The following is an 18437-nucleotide window of genomic DNA, read 5'->3' as shown; positions in this document are numbered from 1 at the left end:
TGCCAAATGCAATTCCAACATTAATGAAAAGAAACAAAAATGCTACTTAGCGATGCCTTCTGAATGGAACTGTAAATCGTACAGACGTTTATAATAGCCATCCAGCTTCAGCAGTTCCTGGTGGCTGCCCCTTTCCATAATCTCCCCCTTATCAAGTACAATGATCTGATCTGCTTTTTGGATCGTAGACAGGCGATGGGCAATCACAATAGAGGTGCGTCCGTGCATGAGCTTGTCAATGGCCGACTGGATGAGCATTTCTGTTTCGGTATCTACAGAGGAAGTAGCTTCATCCAGCACCAGGATTGAAGGGTTATACACCAGCGCCCTGATAAAGGAAATCAGCTGGGCCTGTCCGGCAGAGAGAGTGGCCCCTCTTTCCATCACATTATACTGGTACCCTCCCGGGAGTCGCTCGATAAAATCATGCGCCCCAACTTTCTCCGCAGCCTCCACTACCTCATCCATCGTAATATCAGGGTTGTTCAGGGTAATGTTATTGAAGATCGTATCCGAGAACAGGAACACATCCTGCAGTACGGTACCGATGCTTTTTCTCAGATATCCCAGCTCATAGGCTTCGATATTTACGCCGTCAACTTTGATATCGCCTTTCTGGATATCATAAAAGCGGTTCAGGATATTTATCGTGGAAGATTTACCAGCACCGGTGGCACCTACCATGGCTACAGTCTGCCCGGCCTTCACAGTAAAGTTTAGATTTTTGAGTACGTATTTATCGTCATTGTAGGCGAACCAGACATGACTGAACTCGATGTTGCCTTCGATTTTTGCCGGGGCATAGGTGCCGTTGTTGACCGTCTTTTCATCAGTATCCAGCACTTTGAAAACGCGCTCTGCCCCAACCATCCCCATCTGTAAGGTATTGAATTTATCCGCCAGCTCGCGGATTGGCTTAAACAGCATACCTATATAAAGGATAAACTCTGCAATGGTTCCCGGGGTTACATCCAGTGGTTTGGAGAGGATACTTTTGGCGCCATACCAAACCAGCAGCCCTAAACACATGGCCGAGATGATCTCTACTACCGGAAAGAAGATGGAGTAGTACCAGTTGGAACGGATATTGGCATCGCGGTAGCGCTTATTAATCTTTTTAAACTTACGGTATTCCTGCTCTTCACGGGCAAAGTACTGGATGATCGAAATTCCGGTGATATGTTCCTGCAGATAGGTGTTAAGGTTGGATACCTCTGTGCGGATCTCCTGGAAAGCCGACTTAATAGAGCGCTGGAATATGGAGGTAGCGATGATCAGCAGCGGCATGGGCAGCAGTACCATGAGCGTCAGACTCCAATCGGCATAAAACATAACACAGATAATCGCAATCACCTGCAGGATATCACCGATGATCACGATCAGTCCTTCGGAAAAGATATCGGATATCGTTTCCAGGTCTGACACGGTACGCGTGATGAGTTGCCCGATGGGTGTTTTATCAAAATATTTTAAGCGCAGTGTGGTGATATGGTTGAATACATTTATCCTGAGGTCGCGTATGGCAGACTGCCCGAGGATGTTGGTATACAGCGTATGGCTGTACTGGATGGCACTTTGTAACACGAGCAGCAGCAACATCACTACCGTCATCATGAGTAAGCCATTGTACTGACCTTTCAGGATGTAATGATCCAGTGTATATTTGATCAGGAAAGGCCTCACCGGAGCTACCAGCGCTAACAGGATCGTGAGCACTACCGACCAGATAAATATCCTGCGGTAAGGCTTTACGTATTGAAAAACTCTTTTCAACAGGCCTACATTAAAAGCATCACCGGTAATTTTAGACATAATTAATTGACAAATGGATAAATGATGTTGACCAGGTAAAGTCCGCAGGCGGGTACAGACTGCCCGGCATTGCTTCTGTTTTTACTTTCTATAACCGCAGAAAACGCCGCGAGATCAATTTCTTTGCGCCCCACCAGCACGAGGGTACCCACAATTGCACGTACCATATTTCTCAAAAACCTGTCGGCCGTGATCGTAAAGACCAATCCGTTTTCGGTTTGCCTGAAAAAAGCTTCCGTGATTTTACAGTTGTTAGTCGCCGTATCTGTATTGCTTTTGCTGAAGCTGGTAAAATCTACAAAGTTCATCAGGCTTGCAGCGGCAGCATTCATGGCATCAATGTCCAGCGCTGCCTTGTACAGCCAGGAACGGTTGAGCTTGAAAGGGTCTTTATGAAAGTGAAAATGATATTCGTAAGATCTTGCAGTGGCATGGAAACGTGCGTGGGCATCTGCATCTACGGGAAAGATCCGCTTTACGGCGATGGCATAGGGCAGTAAGGCATTGATGCCGTTAACGCCTGTAGCAGCTCTCTCTGCCGGAACTCCCTGCAGGTCGATATGTGCGAAGAACTTGCTGGCATGTACACCTGCATCGGTTCTGCCACAGCCCAGGCTAACGACGGGCTGTCTGAAAAAAACAGAAAGTGCTTTATCCAGTTCCTGCTGTACAGTTACCGAGTTTGGCTGTGTCTGCCAGCCATGATAAGCTGTACCATCGTACGATAATTCTATAAAAAAACGTTGCGTATCCAATTGACTGCAAAAATACTTTTTTCCCTCCAACAAGACAGGCGTTTAGTTGTCTTTTAATATATTTGTTGGAAATTATTAAATTGATATGATACAAAGAGTACAATCTGTATGGCTTTTTCTGGCAAGTCTGACGCTATTTTTATTACTTATTTTACCGGTTGTGACTACAGCAACCAGCACAGGTGAAGTTTGGTTACAGGTAGGCGGAATTTATGAAAAAGTGAACAACGTTACTCAAAAGACTGTATCCTATTCAGCACTGTTTGGCGGCACGATCCTCGCCGGTATCGTTTCTCTGGCCGCTATATTTTTATTCAATAACAGGGCTCTGCAGAAGCGTATCATCCTTTTGACCATCTTTTTGATTGTGATACTGATCGCAGCGCTGATCAACTATGCGCTGAATATCCCTGGTGGAATTGTGGGTGCAACTTTTAATGTAGGCGCCTACCTCCCTGTTCTGTCTGTGATTTTTTGTGCACTGGCTTTCAGAGGTATCCGTAAGGATGAACAGCTGATCCGCTCGGCCGACAGGCTGAGATAAGGGCTATTTGATTATTATTTCGTTATGTACCAAACAAATACCAAATAATAAGCGTACCTTCGCGGCTTAATAAATAAAGTTATAATGATAAACCCATTTAAATTATTGGGGATAAGTGATGACGTTGTTAATGCCGTACAGGATTTAGGTTTCGAAAATCCAACACCTATTCAGGAGCAAGCTATTCCTGTGCTGTTAGAGGGCAATAATGACTTTGTTGGTTTGGCCCAAACAGGAACAGGAAAAACAGCAGCATTTGGTTTGCCGCTAATCGAACTGATTGACTTCAGTTTAAGAAAGCCTCAGGCATTAGTTCTGTGCCCTACAAGAGAGCTTTGCTTGCAAATTGCCAGCGACATCAAAAATTACTCAAAAAACATTCCTGGTGCGAGTGTAGTTGCCGTTTACGGTGGCGCAAACATTATGCAGCAGTTGCGTGAGATCAGAAACGGTGTACAAGTTGTTGTTGCAACACCGGGTCGTATGTTAGACATTATTGGCCGTAAGGCTATCGATTTCAGCAGTGTAAAGTACGTAGTACTTGACGAGGCTGATGAAATGCTGAACATGGGCTTCCAGGAGGATATCAACGATATCTTATCTACTACTCCTGACGACAAAAAAACATGGTTATTCTCGGCTACTATGCCTCCTGAAGTGAGACGTATAGCAAAGAACTACATGGACAACCCTACTGAGTTGACCATGGGTACCAAAAACACGGGTAACGTAAATATTGAGCATGAGTACTATGTAGTACGTGCAAGAGATAAATATGCTGCCTTAAAACGTATTGTGGATTTCAACCCTGAAATTTTCGCAGTAGTGTTCTGTAAAACCAAACTGGATACACAGGATGTTGCCGAAAACTTAATCAAGGATGGTTACAATGCTGATGCTTTACACGGTGATTTGTCACAACAACAACGTGATAAAGTAATGCAGCGTTTCCGTGACCGTAACATGCAGTTGCTGATTGCAACGGATGTTGCTGCACGTGGTATTGACGTAAACAACGTAACTCACGTAGTGAACTATTCATTACCTGATGAAATCGAAAGTTATACGCACCGTAGCGGACGTACAGGAAGAGCTGGTAAAACAGGTATCTCTATCTGTATCATCAATTCTAAGGAATTGGGTAAAATCCGTCAGATTGAAAGAATCATTGGTAAACCATTTACCAAAGCTGAATTGCCTACAGGATTTGATGTTTGCGAAAAACAATTGTTCTCTTTGGTACACAAAGTTCACAATGTTGAAGTAAACGAGGCTCAGATTGAGCAATACATCCCAAGGATCATGGATGAATTTGCTGAACTGAGCAAAGAAGACGTGATTAAACGTTTCGCATCTTTAGAGTTTAACCGCTTTTTAGAGTACTACAAAAATGCTCCTGACTTAAATGCAGCAGCAATGGATGAACGTGGCGAGCGTGGAGAACGTGGTGCAAGAGGCGCAAGAAACAGTGATTACACCCGTTTATTTATCAACTTAGGTTCGGTAGATGAATTCACAAGAGGCGACTTATTATCTTTTGTATGTAACAACGGTAAAATCAGTGGTAAAAACATTGGTAAAATTGACCTTAAAGGTGTTTATTCATTCTTTGAAGTTGAAAATGCAAGTGTTGATACATTGTTTGCAAACTTCAAAGATATCCAGTTTAACAACCGTGGTGTAAGAATCGAGAAATCTGGTGATGCTCCTGAAGGTGGCAGAGGCGGAGAAAGAAGATCTTACGGTGGCGGTGAACGCAGAAGCTACGGCGGTGGCGGTGGCGGCGAGAGAAGAAGCTATGGCGGCGGCGACAGAAGAAGTTCTGGCGGAAGACGTGAAGGTGCAAGCTCTGGCGGCGGATTCAGAGATTTCTCTGGTAAACCACGCGAAGGCGGAGAAAGAAGACGCAGATCTTAAGACACAGCTCTTATTTCATACAAAAGGCCCGGTTTATCCGGGCCTTTTCTGTTTGGATTAATATCCCAAACCGGTATCATTACCCCGTGGATCGGCACCAGTCTCCAGCTCTCCGTCTGGCCTGACCAGAATGGCATCTACCCTGCCGATACCACCACGTTCCTTGAATTTATATCCTTTGGCTTCCAGGTACGTCCTGGTTGCGGGGGCAATTGCGCCTTTCTCTACTCCAATCTCATCGGGAAGCCACTGGTGGTGAAAACGAGGGGCGGCAACCGCAGCCTGCATGCCCTGTCCGAAGGCCAGCACGTTCAGCACGGTCTGGAAAACAGAAGTAATTATCGTGGATCCGCCGGGGGTGCCTACAACCATCAGCAACTTACCCCCTTTTTCTATGATTGTGGGCGTCATCGAACTGAGCATGCGTTTACCCGGGCGGATGGAATTAGCCTCTCCACCGATCAGCCCGTACATATTTGGGGAACCTGGTTTTACAGAAAAATCGTCCATCTCATTGTTGAGGATAAATCCTCCGCCTTCAACAACAACCAGAGAGCCATAAGATCCATTCAGGGTAGTAGTAGCAGATACGGCATTGCCCTCGGCATCTACAATGGAAAAATGTGTGGTCTGTTCACTTTCATAACCCGGTAATACACCCGGTTTGATATCAGCGCTAGAAGTAGCCTTTTCGAAAGTTACATCTTTGATGCGCGACTGGATATAACCGGCATCCAGCAGTGCCGTTTGGGGCACCTTAAAGAAATCCGGATCGCCCAGATAGCTGGCTCTGTCGGCATAAGCCCTGCGTTCTACTTCTACCATCAGCTGCACCGTAGAATCCTGCTGAAAGCCCCATTTTGGCAAAGGATAATTAGCTACCTGTTTCAGCATAGTGAGCAGAGCGATACCACCACTGGAGGGTGGCGGCATAGAGATGACATTGTATTCCCCGTAACCGCCCGATACAGGTTTTCTCCAGACAGAAGTGTAAGCCTTCAGGTCCTGCGCAGAAATCACTCCCTGCGTATGTGCCATTGAGGCCACGATTGCCGCGGCAACCGGTCCTTCATAGAAACCTGCCCGACCTTTATCGCGGATCAGCTTTAAGGTATTGGCCAGTTCGGGCTGTTTTAACAGGTCACCCTCTTTCCATACGGCCTCTTTTACAAAAGCCACGGGTTTTCTGTTGTATCTGATAAAATCGTTCTTGTGCCTGTTTAGTTCTGATGCCTGCTGCGCAGTAACAGCGAATCCTTTTTCGGCGAGTTCAATCGCAGGCTGAATGTCTCTTCGCCATTTGAGTTTGCCGTATTTGTTATGAGCCTTTACCATGCCATCCACAGATCCCGGAATCCCGGAGGCCAGTGCGCCGAGCAAACTTTTATCTGTTACAGGATTTCCCTTCTCATCCAGGTACATGTCGCGGGATGCCTTTCCGGGAGCAGCTTCCCTGTAGTCGAGCGCATCAGCGTCCCCATTTTTACCTCTGTACACCAGAAAGCCGCCACCACCAATGTTTCCGGCATTGGGATATACCACTGCCAGCGCAAACTGAACGGCAATAGCGGCATCTACAGCATTGCCTCCACCTTTCATGATGGCTACTCCAACCTTTGAAGCCTCGGGATGTGCAGAAACTACCGCGGCATGTTTATATTTTTGGATTTCCTGCCCTGCAGCATCCTGAGAGGTACTGAGTTGCACACACAGAATAAGGAAAAGGGAGGTTAGGGATATCGCTCTGGTCATCATCAGGATTGTTTAGGTCCTTAAAAGTACCTGATTAGACTGGCATTAAAAACAGTTTGCTGCCGGGAAGGCAAAAAAAATCCGGATCAAATGATCCGGATCCGGTAATAAGAGGTAATAGATAAAATCTAAAATTAATTTGCGGGTTTATCCGAAATCTGAGAAGCTTTCAAATATACTTTTCCGCCTTTTTTGTTGACATAATATTTACGGTTTTTACCATCAATATATACATCAGTTCCATCCGGGGCCATTTTGCCCTTATAAGTTTTGTCTGCAACTTTCGAAGATCCCTTCACAGCAACTTCAGCAGTTTTATTTCCAACAGAGGATGCCGTTTTATCGATCGTCTGACCAACAGTTTTCTTTTTTTCCTGTGCTTGAGCAGATAAGGAAATGGTACCGGCAATTGCAAGGGTTAGTAAACCCGATAAAATGTTCTTGTTCATCGTTATAGATTTTAGGATATAACAGAACAAAATATGTATTGTTTTAATTTAACTGATCCGTAAGTTGCTGCATTTCAGGCGCCGGGGCATGACCTTCGTAAAGGATATTGTATACGGCAAGACAGATGGGCATCTCTACCCCGTATTTTTCATTAACAATGTGCATACATTTTGCGGCATAGTATCCTTCAGCCACCATGTTCATCTCCAGCTGGGCAGATTTTACGGTATATCCCTTACCTACCATATTGCCAAAGGTACGGTTACGGCTAAACTGTGAGTAAGCAGTAACCAGCAGATCACCCAGATATGCAGACTCCTTGATATCTCTTGAAATGGGATGAACGGCATCTACAAATCGCTCCATCTCGCGCACAGCATTGGATATCAGTACCGCCTGGAAGTTGTCGCCATAACCCAGGCCATGACAAATACCGCTGGCTACAGCATAAATATTCTTGAGCACGGCACCATATTCTGTACCGAAGATATCATCTGAAGTTACGGTTTTGAGATACCGGGTATTCAGCAGCTCCGAGAAATGAGCGGCTGCATCCACATTGATGGAAGCTATGGTGAGGTAGGAAAGTTTCTCCAGCGCCACTTCTTCTGCGTGACAGGGGCCACTGATTACCAGGATATCCTCCAGCGGCACGCCAAAATGCTCATGCATAAACTCACCGATGATCTGATTTTCATCGGGCACCACCCCTTTGATGGCTGAGACAATCTTTTTGCCACGCAGCATTTCAGGGTTTACATCTTTCAACGTTTCTTTTAAAAAGGCTGCCGGTACATTTAAGACAATATAATCAGCAGGACGGATGACCTCCGTGATATCACCTGATATATGGTCTGCAGGAATATCAAGCTGTACAGCACTGAGGTATTTAGGGTTATGTTTATATTTTTTCAGGTAGGTAATGGATGCTGTATCACGCAGCCACCAGTATATTTCCTTTTCCGTAAGGTTATCAGAGAGCATCTTTATCACAGCAGTTGCCCAGCTCCCTCCCCCAATCATTGCGACTTTTGGTATCATTCTGTATAAATAAAAAATCCCGGCTTATTGTTTAAGCCGGGACAAATTACTTATTTTATTGCTAAAGGATCAGCTTACTTTTTATCCGGAGAGGCAAAAAGCTGATCTTTAGTGGTTTTCTCTACCTTCATGCCATCCTTCAGTTTGTTCTGAATCGCTGAATAAGGGCCGCTTACCACTTCTGTACCAGCCTTTACTCCTGTTTTGATCTGGATGTACTGGTCGTTCTGAATACCGGTAGTTACCTCTACCTGTTTCACCGTGCCATTGGCGTAAGTATAAACATATTGTTTAATCGTTTTATCATTCAGCTTTGTTTTTTGCTTATCGGCATTTGCATCAGCATTTTTATTTTCGCCCTCATCCTTACCGCCTTTGGTAAATACCGACTGAATCGGAACGGACAGACTGGTTACAGATGAACTTTCGATATCAACTGTCGCAGAAAGCCCCGGTCTGAATGGTGAGGGCAGACCTTTTGCTCCACCTTTGATGCCGGAATAGGAATCTGTAGCAATGCGCACTTTTACGACAAAATTAGTCACCTGATCAGTGCTTGCAGTAGTGGTTGCAGTACCCACATCTTTGGATGAGCTGGCAATTTCTGTCACTACACCTTTGAATTTCTTATCCTCAAATGCATCCACCTCGATCACGGCGCTATCACCTACATTGACGCGGTTGATGTCATTTTCATTCACATCTACGTTTACCTCCATGGTGGTCAGGTTGGAGATTCTCATGATCTCGGTACCTGCAAACTGTGCTGTACCCAGGATCCTGTCGCCCAGCTCCACCGACAGCTTGGAGATCACCCCGTCAACAGGTGCAAAGATTGTAGCCTTTGCCAGGTTGGCACTCGCTTCCTGCACATTGGCACCTGAAGTTTCCAGGTTAAATTTGGCAGCGATCAGCGATTGTTTTGCTCCTTCAAGGTTAGTCTTAGCGGTAACGAACGCCGATTTTGCAGCGTCGAACTCAGCAACAGAGATTACTTTTTTCTTGAAAAGCTCTACGTTACGTTTATAGATTCCTTCCTCATTGGCAAAGCTGGCTTTAGACTGCTCCAATACCTGGGCTGCCGAAGCTACGCTGGCTTTTTGTGAGCTGTACGAAGCACTGGCCCTGTCGAAACCTGAGCGCAGCACATCTGGTCTTACCTTAAATAGCAGCTGACCTTTTTTTACGATGTCACCTTCTTTAACCAGTAACTCTACCACCTCTCCCGATACTTCGGAACTGAGCTTCACTTCTGTTTCGGGTTGCACTTTTCCGCTGGCGGTAACAGTTTCAATAATTTTGCGGCTTGCAGCCTTCTCTACAGTGACCTTCTCCATCTTTTCACCGCCAATCAGGCCCGTCAGTTTTGCTACAACCAGCAGGGCGATGAGTACACCTACGGTGATGAGTATGTGTTTTAACTTCATTTCTTTATGTTTATTTGTCTGGGTTTTTACTTAAAAATTGATCTGCCTTCCCAAGTAATAATCTATCACTTTGGATCTGAACAGCAGGTCGTATTTGGCCTGTATAAAATCTGTCTCCGCCTTGTTCCTGTTGGTCCTGGAAGTATTGTAATCCAGTGAATTCACCAATCCTACATTGTAACGCTGCTCGATCACATTGAAGGCATCTTTCTGTGCATTGAAGGTGTTCAGCGTAGAACTGTAACGGCTGTCGGCTGCACGAAGATCGGCAATTGCCTGTGCAATAACCTTGTATAAATTAATTTTTGCCAGATTTTCCTGCAGTTTGAAATCTTCAAAGTTGATCTGTGCTCTTTTCACATTTGAACGCGCCTGAAGCCCATTGAAGATCGGGATCTGCAAGCTCAGGCCGATACCCTGGTTAAACCTGGCACTGATCTGGTCAAACAGGTGCTGATTCTGACTTTCAGCAGCAAGCAGATAGGAGTATGAAGATCCAATATTACCGCCAAAAGAGACCCTCGGCGTAAGTGCGCCCTTTGCTACGGCAATCCCTCTTTCAGCGGCCTTTGTATTTAATGCAGCCAGCTTCACATCAGGAAAAACCATCATAGATGAGTTGAACACATCGTTTACGTTAAAAACTTTCTGTGCCATGGCAATATCCTGAACGGTTGGGGCCACCACAGTATACTCATTGGTTTCTGTCCTCATTTCCATCAGTTGTGACAGCGTAAGGTAAGAGATGGTAAGCTGATTCTGCGCATTGGTGACGTTTAACTCGGCAGTTGCAGCCTGGGCCTTTGCCTGCGACACGTCGGCCACCGTTTTATTTCCTGCATCCAGCAGTGCTTCTTCCCTTTCTTCGGTCTGCTTGGCTACCAGCAACTGTTCTTTGGAAGCTTTGAGCAATTCTACATTAAACACTACCTGGAAGTAGGCTGTAACCACCTGCAGGATCAGATCATTCTTCACCTTATCCAGATTACTGTTTCCGGCATCCAGCAAGATCTTATTCTGACGGATCTGGTTGATTTTTGACAATCCACCAAATAAATCCACCGAAGTACTCAGACTACCGTTACCCTGGTAAAACTTCTGGTTTACTACCTGGAAGGTGGTACTGTTCAAACCACGGCCAAAACTCAGGTTATTGTCGACATTGGCATTGAGGCTGGGATACAATGCGGCTTTCGACTGCTGAAGGTCTACCGCAGCAGAAGATACGTTAAGCACTGCCCGTTTAATATTGAGGTTATTTTGCAGCATCCTTTCAATAGCCTGCTGTATAGTTAATGTTTCTTGTGCCTGTGCAGAAACTGAAAGTCCCAGACTCAGGAACCCAATTGCAGCCATACAGGTTAATTTTGACAACAGACTATTGTTAGTAAACATTTTCATAATTCTAATTTCACAATATTAAGATAAACAACTCATTCAATTTTGTAATTTTCCCAGTACAAGCCTCTTTATTTCTTACATTTGGTCATGTACCTGGTTAAATCTCCTCTTTTATTAAAATGGTATTACCCATCCTTAGTCTGGAACAAAAGCCGCAACGAAAAAGTCATTTATTTAACCTTTGACGATGGACCCATACCTGTTGTTACAGACTTTGTTTTAAATACTTTAAAAAGTTTCAATTGCAAGGCAACTTTCTTCTGCATCGGTGACAATATCACTAAACATCCCGAAATATTTGAACGTGTCAAAAACGAAGGACACGCCATTGGAAACCATACTTTCAACCATCTAAAAGGCTGGAAAACAGCCGACCAGCAATATATTCAAAATTTTCAGCAATGCCAGCAGCTCACGCAATCTGACCTTTTCAGGCCTCCATACGGAAGAATCAAAAAATCTCAGATCTCCTCTCTTAAAACGATAAATCCTGCACTAAGGATCATCATGTGGGATGTTTTGAGCGGAGATTTTGACCTTCAGCTTTCCCCTCAGAAATGTTATGAGAATGTGATCAGGAATACGGGTAACGGATCGATCATCGTATTCCATGACAGTCTCAAAGCATTCGACCGCCTTAAGTTTGCTTTACCCGCTGCGCTGGCATATTTTGTTAAACAGGGTTATCAATTTCATACTTTATAATTTCAGCTGCTGACACGAAGTTCAGGCCAGAAATGGCAGAATAGCAAACACACTGTTTTACAATAGGTTAATTTAAATATTCAAATAACAACTGTTCGATTATGAACGCTGGAGTTCAGTAACGGACAGCAAATCAGGCACAGCGGCTGAATGCGTGTTTAAGCGCTTTTATTTAGAACATGTATAAATAATATAATGATATCAATATGATGCCCTTAGCCTGTTTTTTTTTGTAAATTCGCTAGAAATTTAATCTAATATATTACCTTTTAACACATATTATCAATGGCTTTTGATATTGAAATGATCAAAAAGGTGTATGCAAACTTTGGCCCCCGCGTTGAGGCGGCACGTAAACTAGTAGGCAGACCTTTAACACTCTCAGAAAAAATCTTATATACCCACCTTTGGGACGAAAAAGCGAATACCTCATATGTTAGAGGAACGGACTATGTAGATTTTGCACCTGACCGTGTTGCAATGCAGGATGCGACAGCTCAAATGGCTTTGTTGCAGTTCATGCAGGCTGGAAGGCCAAAAGTTGCCGTACCTTCAACAGTACATTGTGATCACCTGATCACTGCAAAATATGGTGCAGAAATAGATTTACCGGCTGCAAATACAGAAAGTAAAGAAGTATTTGACTTCCTTGCATCGGTATCAAACAAATATGGTATTGGTTTCTGGAAACCAGGAGCAGGAATTATCCACCAGGTAGTATTGGAAAACTATGCTTTTCCGGGTGGAATGATGATCGGTACTGACTCACACACAGTAAATGCTGGTGGGTTAGGAATGGTTGCTATTGGTGTTGGTGGTGCTGATGCCTGTGATGTAATGGCAGGATTACCATGGGAGCTTAAATTCCCTAAATTAATCGGAGTAAAACTAACCGGAAAATTAAACGGATGGACTTCTCCAAAGGATGTGATCTTAAAAGTAGCAGGTATCCTGACTGTAAAAGGTGGTACCGGAGCTATCGTTGAATATTTTGGTGAAGGTGCTGAAAGCATGAGCTGTACTGGTAAAGGTACCATCTGTAACATGGGTGCTGAAATCGGTGCAACAACTTCTACTTTCGGTTATGATGAGAGCATGGAGCGTTACCTGCGTGCTACAGACAGAGCTGATGTTGCTGATGCTGCAAATGCGGTAAAAGAACACCTTACCGGTGATGCTGAAGTGTATGCTGAGCCTGACAAATATTTTGATCAGTTAATTGAAATTGACCTTTCAACTTTAGAGCCTTACCTGAATGGTCCTTTCACTCCGGATCTGGCTACACCGATTTCAAAAATGAAAGAAGTGGCAGCAGCTAACGGATGGCCAATGAAAATTGAAGTAGGACTGATCGGTTCTTGTACCAACTCTTCTTACGAAGATATCTCAAGAGCAGTGAGTGTTGCTAAACAAGTTTCTTCAAAAGGACTGACAGCTAAAGCTGAATATTGTATCAACCCGGGATCTGAGCGCGTACGTTTTACGATTGCACGTGATGGTTTCCTGGATGTATTTAACCAGATCGGTGCAAAAGTATTTACCAATGCCTGCGGACCTTGTATCGGAATGTGGGACAGGGTTGGTGCTGAAAAACAAGAGAAAAACACCATCGTTCACTCTTTCAACCGTAACTTCGCTAAACGTGCTGACGGTAACCCTAACACTTTTGCATTTGTAGGTTCTCCTGAACTGGTAACAGCTTTGGCTATTGCTGGTGATCTGAGCTTCAATCCACTGACAGATACGCTGACCAATGCAAACGGTGAGCAGGTAATGCTTGACGAGCCTAACGGTGACGAACTGCCAAAACAAGGTTTTGATGTTGATGATGACGGTTATCAGGAGCCTGCTGCTGATGGTAGCGGTGTTCAGGTACTGGTATCTCCATCTTCAAACAGGCTGCAATTGCTTGATCCTTTTATCCCTTGGGAAGGTACAGACCTTAAAGGATTAAGACTGCTGATCAAAGCTAAAGGAAAATGTACTACTGACCATATCTCTATGGCTGGCCCATGGTTAAAATTCCGTGGTCACCTGGATAATATCTCTAACAACATGCTGATTGGCGCTGTCAATTTCTTCAATGAGAAAACTGACGATGTTAAAAACGTGTTGACTGAAGAGTACGGACCTGTTCCTGCAACTCAGCGTGCTTACAAAGCTGCTGGTATCGGAACTATTGTGGTCGGCGACGAGAACTATGGTGAAGGATCTTCACGTGAGCATGCTGCAATGGAGCCACGTCACCTTGGTGTTCGTGCCGTATTGGTAAAATCATTTGCACGTATCCACGAAACAAACCTTAAAAAACAAGGTATGCTTGGATTAACCTTCGTGAATAAAGATGATTATGATCTGATTCGTGAAGACGATACAATTGATATCGTTGGTTTAACTACTTTTGCTCCTAATGTGCCTTTAACGCTGGTATTAAACCATGCTGACGGTACTAAAGACGAGTTCCCTGTTAACCACAGTTACAATGCACAGCAAATCGAATGGTTTAAAGCCGGTGGTGCATTAAACATCATCCGTAAACAAGTAGCAGTATAATCACTGCTGATTTGATATCAAAAAGCTCCCGTATGATACGGGAGCTTTTTTTTTGCCTGCATTTTATTGAGCTATGCTACGCTTTACAAATAAAACCAGATGAGTAGAAATGCAATAATGGAGATCACAATCGCTATGGTCATGCTCCACCTTTCCCCCGGTCTTTTGCTCCTGAATTTATATGCTCTTTTTTTTAAACCTGGTGATTCCATATGTGTTCCTTTCTGATAGTATGATGCATAAAATACAATATTCCATAAATGTGGACCTATTGATGGTGATAAGGTTCTCCTTTTAAGATGCTGAAAGCACGGTACAACTGCTCTACAAAGAACAAACGTACCATCTGGTGAGAGAAGGTCATATCTGACAGGGAGATACTTCCATTGGCTCTTTTGTAAACGCTCTCGTCAAAACCGTAAGGACCGCCAATGACAAAGGTCAGTTGCTGAACACTTCCGATCATCTGTTTGTTTAGATACTCAGAAAATTGTACAGAACTGTATTTCTTCCCTTTCTCATCCATCAGGATCACGGTATCCAGGTTACTGATCTGCTTCAGGATCAGCTCAGCCTCTTTCGTCTTCTGCTGGGCTTCGGTCAGGTTCTTTGTGTTTTTGATATCAGGAATGATCAGGATATTAAAACCGATATAATGTTTAAGCCGGTTGAGATACTTTTCTATACCTTCAATAAGGTATTTATCTTCAGTCTTCCCGACCACCAGTAAAGTAATTTTCATGCTAGGTTCATTTGTATATATTTGTGCTGCAGCTATGGTTTAGCGATCTCAGCTGACCCGGCATTGAACAGCACAGCTTCAAAGATATGGTAAAATCGAAAGATAGTATTTTAAAGGACTATCAAAATAACGTAGAAATTCAGGCTTCGGCCGTCAGTGCCTTAAAGAAAACCCTCAATCAAATATCTTATTCCCGTCTGGGCATGTTCCTGATAGAGATCCTGCTGGTCGCCATTATCATTAGTTATGGCTATCACTGGAGCATGGGAATCCTGGCTGTGATACCCCTGATCGGATTTATGGCCTTGCTCAAACGGCAGGTAAAAGTACAGGATCAGCTCAATTATACAGAGAAGCTTCTTTTTGTATACCAGAATGAAGTCGATCTGATCATAACCGGCAAACAGAAATATGATGATGGCAGCATCTTCGCCGATGAATCTCATCCATACAGCTCAGACCTAGATATTTACGGTCCCTCCTCTTTGTATGCCTTGTTAAATCGTTCCAACACTGTAGAGGGAATGCAATTGTTAGCTGCCAGCCTCGGTAGCCCGGTACACACAAATGATCTTCCGGAACGCCAGGAGGCCATCCGGGAACTGCGGGAAAACATCATGAAGACTTTCCATTTCAGGGCAGGACTCCAAAATCATCAGCCGCAGCAGCTGGAGCTGATTAAATACAGGATGAGTCATGATATGGCTGAGGATGTAAAGTTTACGGAAAGCGCTGCATTAAAGGCCTACACTGCAGCAGTACCATTTATCTCTTTGGCGTTTTTAATTGTAGGAGCTATCTTCGGCGGTGTCGCCTGGTCTTTCCTCAGCTTGTACATTCTTTTCAACTGGTGCTTTACTGCCTATTACGCAAAAAAACTTCTGGCACTCAGCGGAGCCTTCAGCGGTGGTGCAATCCTGCTGGGAGCGGTATCAGGTTCGGTGAAATGGACTGAAGAAGTACAATGGAAAAGCAGCTATATCCAAAAGTTTTTTACAGGTGATTCCGGGAACCAGCAATTGAGTAAACAGATTAAAACCTTGTCTGGTATCGTGAATGCTTTTGACGCATCGAACAGCATGATTCTGGGACCTATCCTCAATGGTTTATTGTTATGGAGCCTCCGGCAGTCGGTATCCATGGGAAAATGGTATGCAGCATGGGGCATCAGACTGATCTCGGCCCTGCAGACCATCAGCCGCTTTGAAGAGCTGATCTCCTTTGCTACACTCGCACATAACGAACCTGAATGGCAGAACCCTATCTTTTCAGATGAGTTCCATTTTGAAGCCAGGGCTTTGGGCCATCCCCTGATCAGGGAGGAGAAGAGGGTTGTGAACCATTATGAGTTTGGGAAATTGCCGACGGTAGATATCGTTACGGGCTCCAACATGGCAGGTAAAAGTACCTTTCTGCGTACCGTGGGGATCAATATGGTATTAGCCTTTACCGGCGCCCCGGTATGTGCAGCATCCATGAAAACCTCGGTATTTGAGATACTCACTTACATGCGGATCAAAGACTCGCTCAATGATCAGACTTCTACCTTCAAGGCAGAATTAAACCGTCTGAAGATGATCCTTGAAGGCGTAAAAAAATTACAGCACCCATTGGTACTGATTGATGAGATGCTCAGGGGCACAAACAGTAAAGACAAATATCTCGGCTCCAAAGTCTTCATCCAGCAGATGATGAAAGAACATACGCCCACTTTGTTTGCTACACATGATCTCCAGCTGTCAGAAATGACAGACAGCCATCCCGATGAACTGAGAAACTATCATTTTGATATACAACTCTCCCATGGTGAAATGAAATTCGATTACCAGTTGAAATATGGTGCCTGCAAAACATTTAATGCTGCATTGTTATTAAAAGAAATAGGACTGAGTTTTAATCCTGAAGAATTGAATTGAGTTATATGCAGTCGTTAACAGGAAGTTAACACTAAATGCTCATATTGGCATCTATATCATGAACATATGATCAAAGCATCCGATTTCGGTAATGATTTTTCCTGGGGACTGGCAACGGCTGCCGCACAAATAGAAGGAGCCTCAGACATGTATGGTAAAGGGCCTTCCATCTGGGATACCTTTTCCAAACGTTCCGGCAAGATCAAAAAGGGGCATCACCTGGCCATGGCATGCGACTTCTATCACCGTTACAACGAGGATATTGCGCTGGTAAAGCTACTGGGCTTTTCGGTGTTCAGGTTTTCCATCTCCTGGCCCCGGATTCTGCCAGATGGAGAGGGACTGGTTAACGAGGAAGGGATCAGGTTTTATCACAATGTGATTGATGAATGCCTGGAGCAGGGACTTGTACCCTATATTACCCTGTACCACTGGGATCTGCCGGAAGCGCTGGAGCAGGAAGGCGGATGGACAGCCTTTGGCATCAATACGGCATTCAATGCATTTGTTTCTCTCTGTGCAAAAACTTACGGCGATAAAGTTAAAAACTGGATGGTACTCAATGAGCCATTTGGGTTTACCTCTCTGGGTTATATGCTGGGGGTACATGCCCCCGGAAAGACAGGACTCACCAACTTCTTTTCTGCCGTACACCATACTGCCATTGCGCAGGCCGACGGAGGAAGGATCCTCAGGGCCGAAGTATCCGGTGCAAATATCGGCACCACCTACTCCTGCGCAGAGATTGTGCCCTATACCCAGAGTGAAAGTGATATCCTGGCAGCCTCCCGTGTAGATTGCCTCATGAACAGGCTTTTTATTGAGCCCGCCCTTGGAATGGGATATCCGGGTGAAGAATGGGAGGTAATGGAAAAATTCTCTATATCACACTCTACATGGCGGCATACGGAACGGTTAACGTTCGACTTTGATTATATCGGTATCCAAAACTACTTCCCGCTAACCATTAAGTATAATGCATTTATCCCTACCCTGCAGGCCTGGGAGGTAAAAGCTAAAAGCAGAAAGAAACCACATACAGCTATGGGATGGGAGGTAAATGCAGACAGCTTCTATAATATCATTAAACAGTTTGCGTCCTATCCAAAAGTAAAAAGCCTGATGGTTACTGAAGGCGGAGCGGCATATCATGATAAACTGGTGGATGGAAAAGTAGATGATCAGGACCGGATAGAATATTTTCAACTTTACCTTGCGGCATTGCTGAGGGCTAAGCAGGACGGCATGAACATCACAGGTTATATGGCGTGGACCCTGATGGACAACTTTGAATGGGCAGAAGGTTACAATGCCAGGTTCGGACTTGTCCACAATGATTTTAAAACACAGAAACGCACCATTAAGTCGTCCGGCTACTGGTGGCAGGACTTTCTGAAAAAATAGACACAAAGAAGCCGGATG

At 44.4% G+C, this 18437-nt stretch carries 14 protein-coding genes; 6 read left to right on the top strand and 8 right to left on the bottom strand.

Translation table 11 applies throughout. The annotated features are described in order from the left end of the window. Positions 1-42: 42 nt before the first annotated feature. Positions 43-1812: an ABC transporter ATP-binding protein gene (locus OQY15_RS07945; protein ID WP_265789898.1), complete on the bottom strand. Its 1770-nt coding sequence runs from the start codon at positions 1810-1812 to the stop codon at positions 43-45. 2 nt (positions 1813-1814) lie between these two features. Next, positions 1815-2567, bottom strand: a complete 753-nt coding sequence (gene truA / locus OQY15_RS07940) for a tRNA pseudouridine(38-40) synthase TruA (RefSeq protein ID WP_265789896.1) — start codon at positions 2565-2567, stop codon at positions 1815-1817. 85 nt (positions 2568-2652) lie between these two features. Here truA and OQY15_RS07935 point away from each other — a divergent pair, with 85 nt between their 5' ends. Together OQY15_RS07935 and OQY15_RS07930 are read left to right on the top strand one after the other, a co-directional pair. After that, positions 2653-3111 carry a DUF4293 domain-containing protein gene (locus OQY15_RS07935; RefSeq protein WP_265789892.1) on the top strand — a complete coding sequence of 153 codons (459 nt, stop codon included), beginning with the start codon at positions 2653-2655 and terminating at the stop codon, positions 3109-3111. Positions 3112-3195: 84 nt separating this feature from the next. Beyond that, the gene (locus tag OQY15_RS07930; protein WP_265789886.1) at positions 3196-5028 is read left to right on the top strand and encodes a DEAD/DEAH box helicase; all 1833 of its coding nucleotides are present in this window, start codon (positions 3196-3198) and stop codon (positions 5026-5028) included. A gap of 57 nt (positions 5029-5085) precedes the next feature. On the opposite strand, the gene ggt is transcribed toward OQY15_RS07930, so the two are convergent. From ggt to OQY15_RS07905, 5 genes are all read right to left on the bottom strand, one after another. Further along, a complete protein-coding gene (ggt, locus tag OQY15_RS07925; RefSeq protein ID WP_265789884.1) occupies positions 5086-6783 on the bottom strand; it encodes a gamma-glutamyltransferase in 1698 nt (565 codons plus the stop codon). Positions 6784-6914: 131 nt separating this feature from the next. Beyond that, positions 6915-7229 (bottom strand): hypothetical protein, encoded by a 315-nt coding sequence (locus tag OQY15_RS07920; RefSeq protein WP_265789882.1) that lies wholly within the window; start codon positions 7227-7229, stop codon positions 6915-6917. 43 nt (positions 7230-7272) lie between these two features. Then, on the bottom strand, positions 7273-8271 hold the full coding sequence (locus OQY15_RS07915; RefSeq protein ID WP_265789878.1) for an NAD(P)H-dependent glycerol-3-phosphate dehydrogenase: 999 nt from the start codon (positions 8269-8271) through the stop codon (positions 7273-7275). 74 nt (positions 8272-8345) lie between these two features. Then, positions 8346-9698 carry an efflux RND transporter periplasmic adaptor subunit gene (locus OQY15_RS07910; RefSeq protein WP_265789876.1) on the bottom strand — a complete coding sequence of 451 codons (1353 nt, stop codon included), beginning with the start codon at positions 9696-9698 and terminating at the stop codon, positions 8346-8348. 30 nt (positions 9699-9728) lie between these two features. Further along, positions 9729-11054, bottom strand: coding sequence for a TolC family protein (locus OQY15_RS07905; RefSeq protein ID WP_265789874.1), 1326 nt, complete (start codon positions 11052-11054; stop codon positions 9729-9731). Between the two features lie 132 nt (positions 11055-11186). Here OQY15_RS07905 and OQY15_RS07900 point away from each other — a divergent pair, with 132 nt between their 5' ends. Together OQY15_RS07900 and OQY15_RS07895 are read left to right on the top strand one after the other, a co-directional pair. After that, positions 11187-11804 carry a polysaccharide deacetylase family protein gene (locus OQY15_RS07900; RefSeq protein WP_265789872.1) on the top strand — a complete coding sequence of 206 codons (618 nt, stop codon included), beginning with the start codon at positions 11187-11189 and terminating at the stop codon, positions 11802-11804. Between the two features lie 285 nt (positions 11805-12089). Next, positions 12090-14357, top strand: coding sequence for an aconitate hydratase (locus OQY15_RS07895; RefSeq protein ID WP_265789870.1), 2268 nt, complete (start codon positions 12090-12092; stop codon positions 14355-14357). Positions 14358-14625: 268 nt separating this feature from the next. Here the strand turns inward: OQY15_RS07895 and rlmH are convergent, their stop codons facing one another. Beyond that, on the bottom strand, positions 14626-15099 hold the full coding sequence (gene rlmH, locus OQY15_RS07890; RefSeq protein WP_265789867.1) for a 23S rRNA (pseudouridine(1915)-N(3))-methyltransferase RlmH: 474 nt from the start codon (positions 15097-15099) through the stop codon (positions 14626-14628). A gap of 86 nt (positions 15100-15185) precedes the next feature. On the opposite strand from rlmH, the gene OQY15_RS07885 reads away from it, so the two are divergent. Both OQY15_RS07885 and OQY15_RS07880 read left to right on the top strand, forming a co-directional pair. Beyond that, positions 15186-17015 (top strand): DNA mismatch repair protein MutS, encoded by a 1830-nt coding sequence (locus OQY15_RS07885; protein WP_265789865.1) that lies wholly within the window; start codon positions 15186-15188, stop codon positions 17013-17015. 66 nt (positions 17016-17081) lie between these two features. Next, a complete protein-coding gene (locus tag OQY15_RS07880; RefSeq protein ID WP_265789863.1) occupies positions 17082-18419 on the top strand; it encodes a GH1 family beta-glucosidase in 1338 nt (445 codons plus the stop codon). Positions 18420-18437 lie beyond the last annotated feature (18 nt).

It is taken from the genome of Pedobacter sp. MC2016-15, assembly GCF_026239695.1.
Lineage (GTDB): Bacteria > Bacteroidota > Bacteroidia > Sphingobacteriales > Sphingobacteriaceae > Pedobacter.
This window is presented reverse-complemented; position numbering and strand designations above follow the sequence as displayed.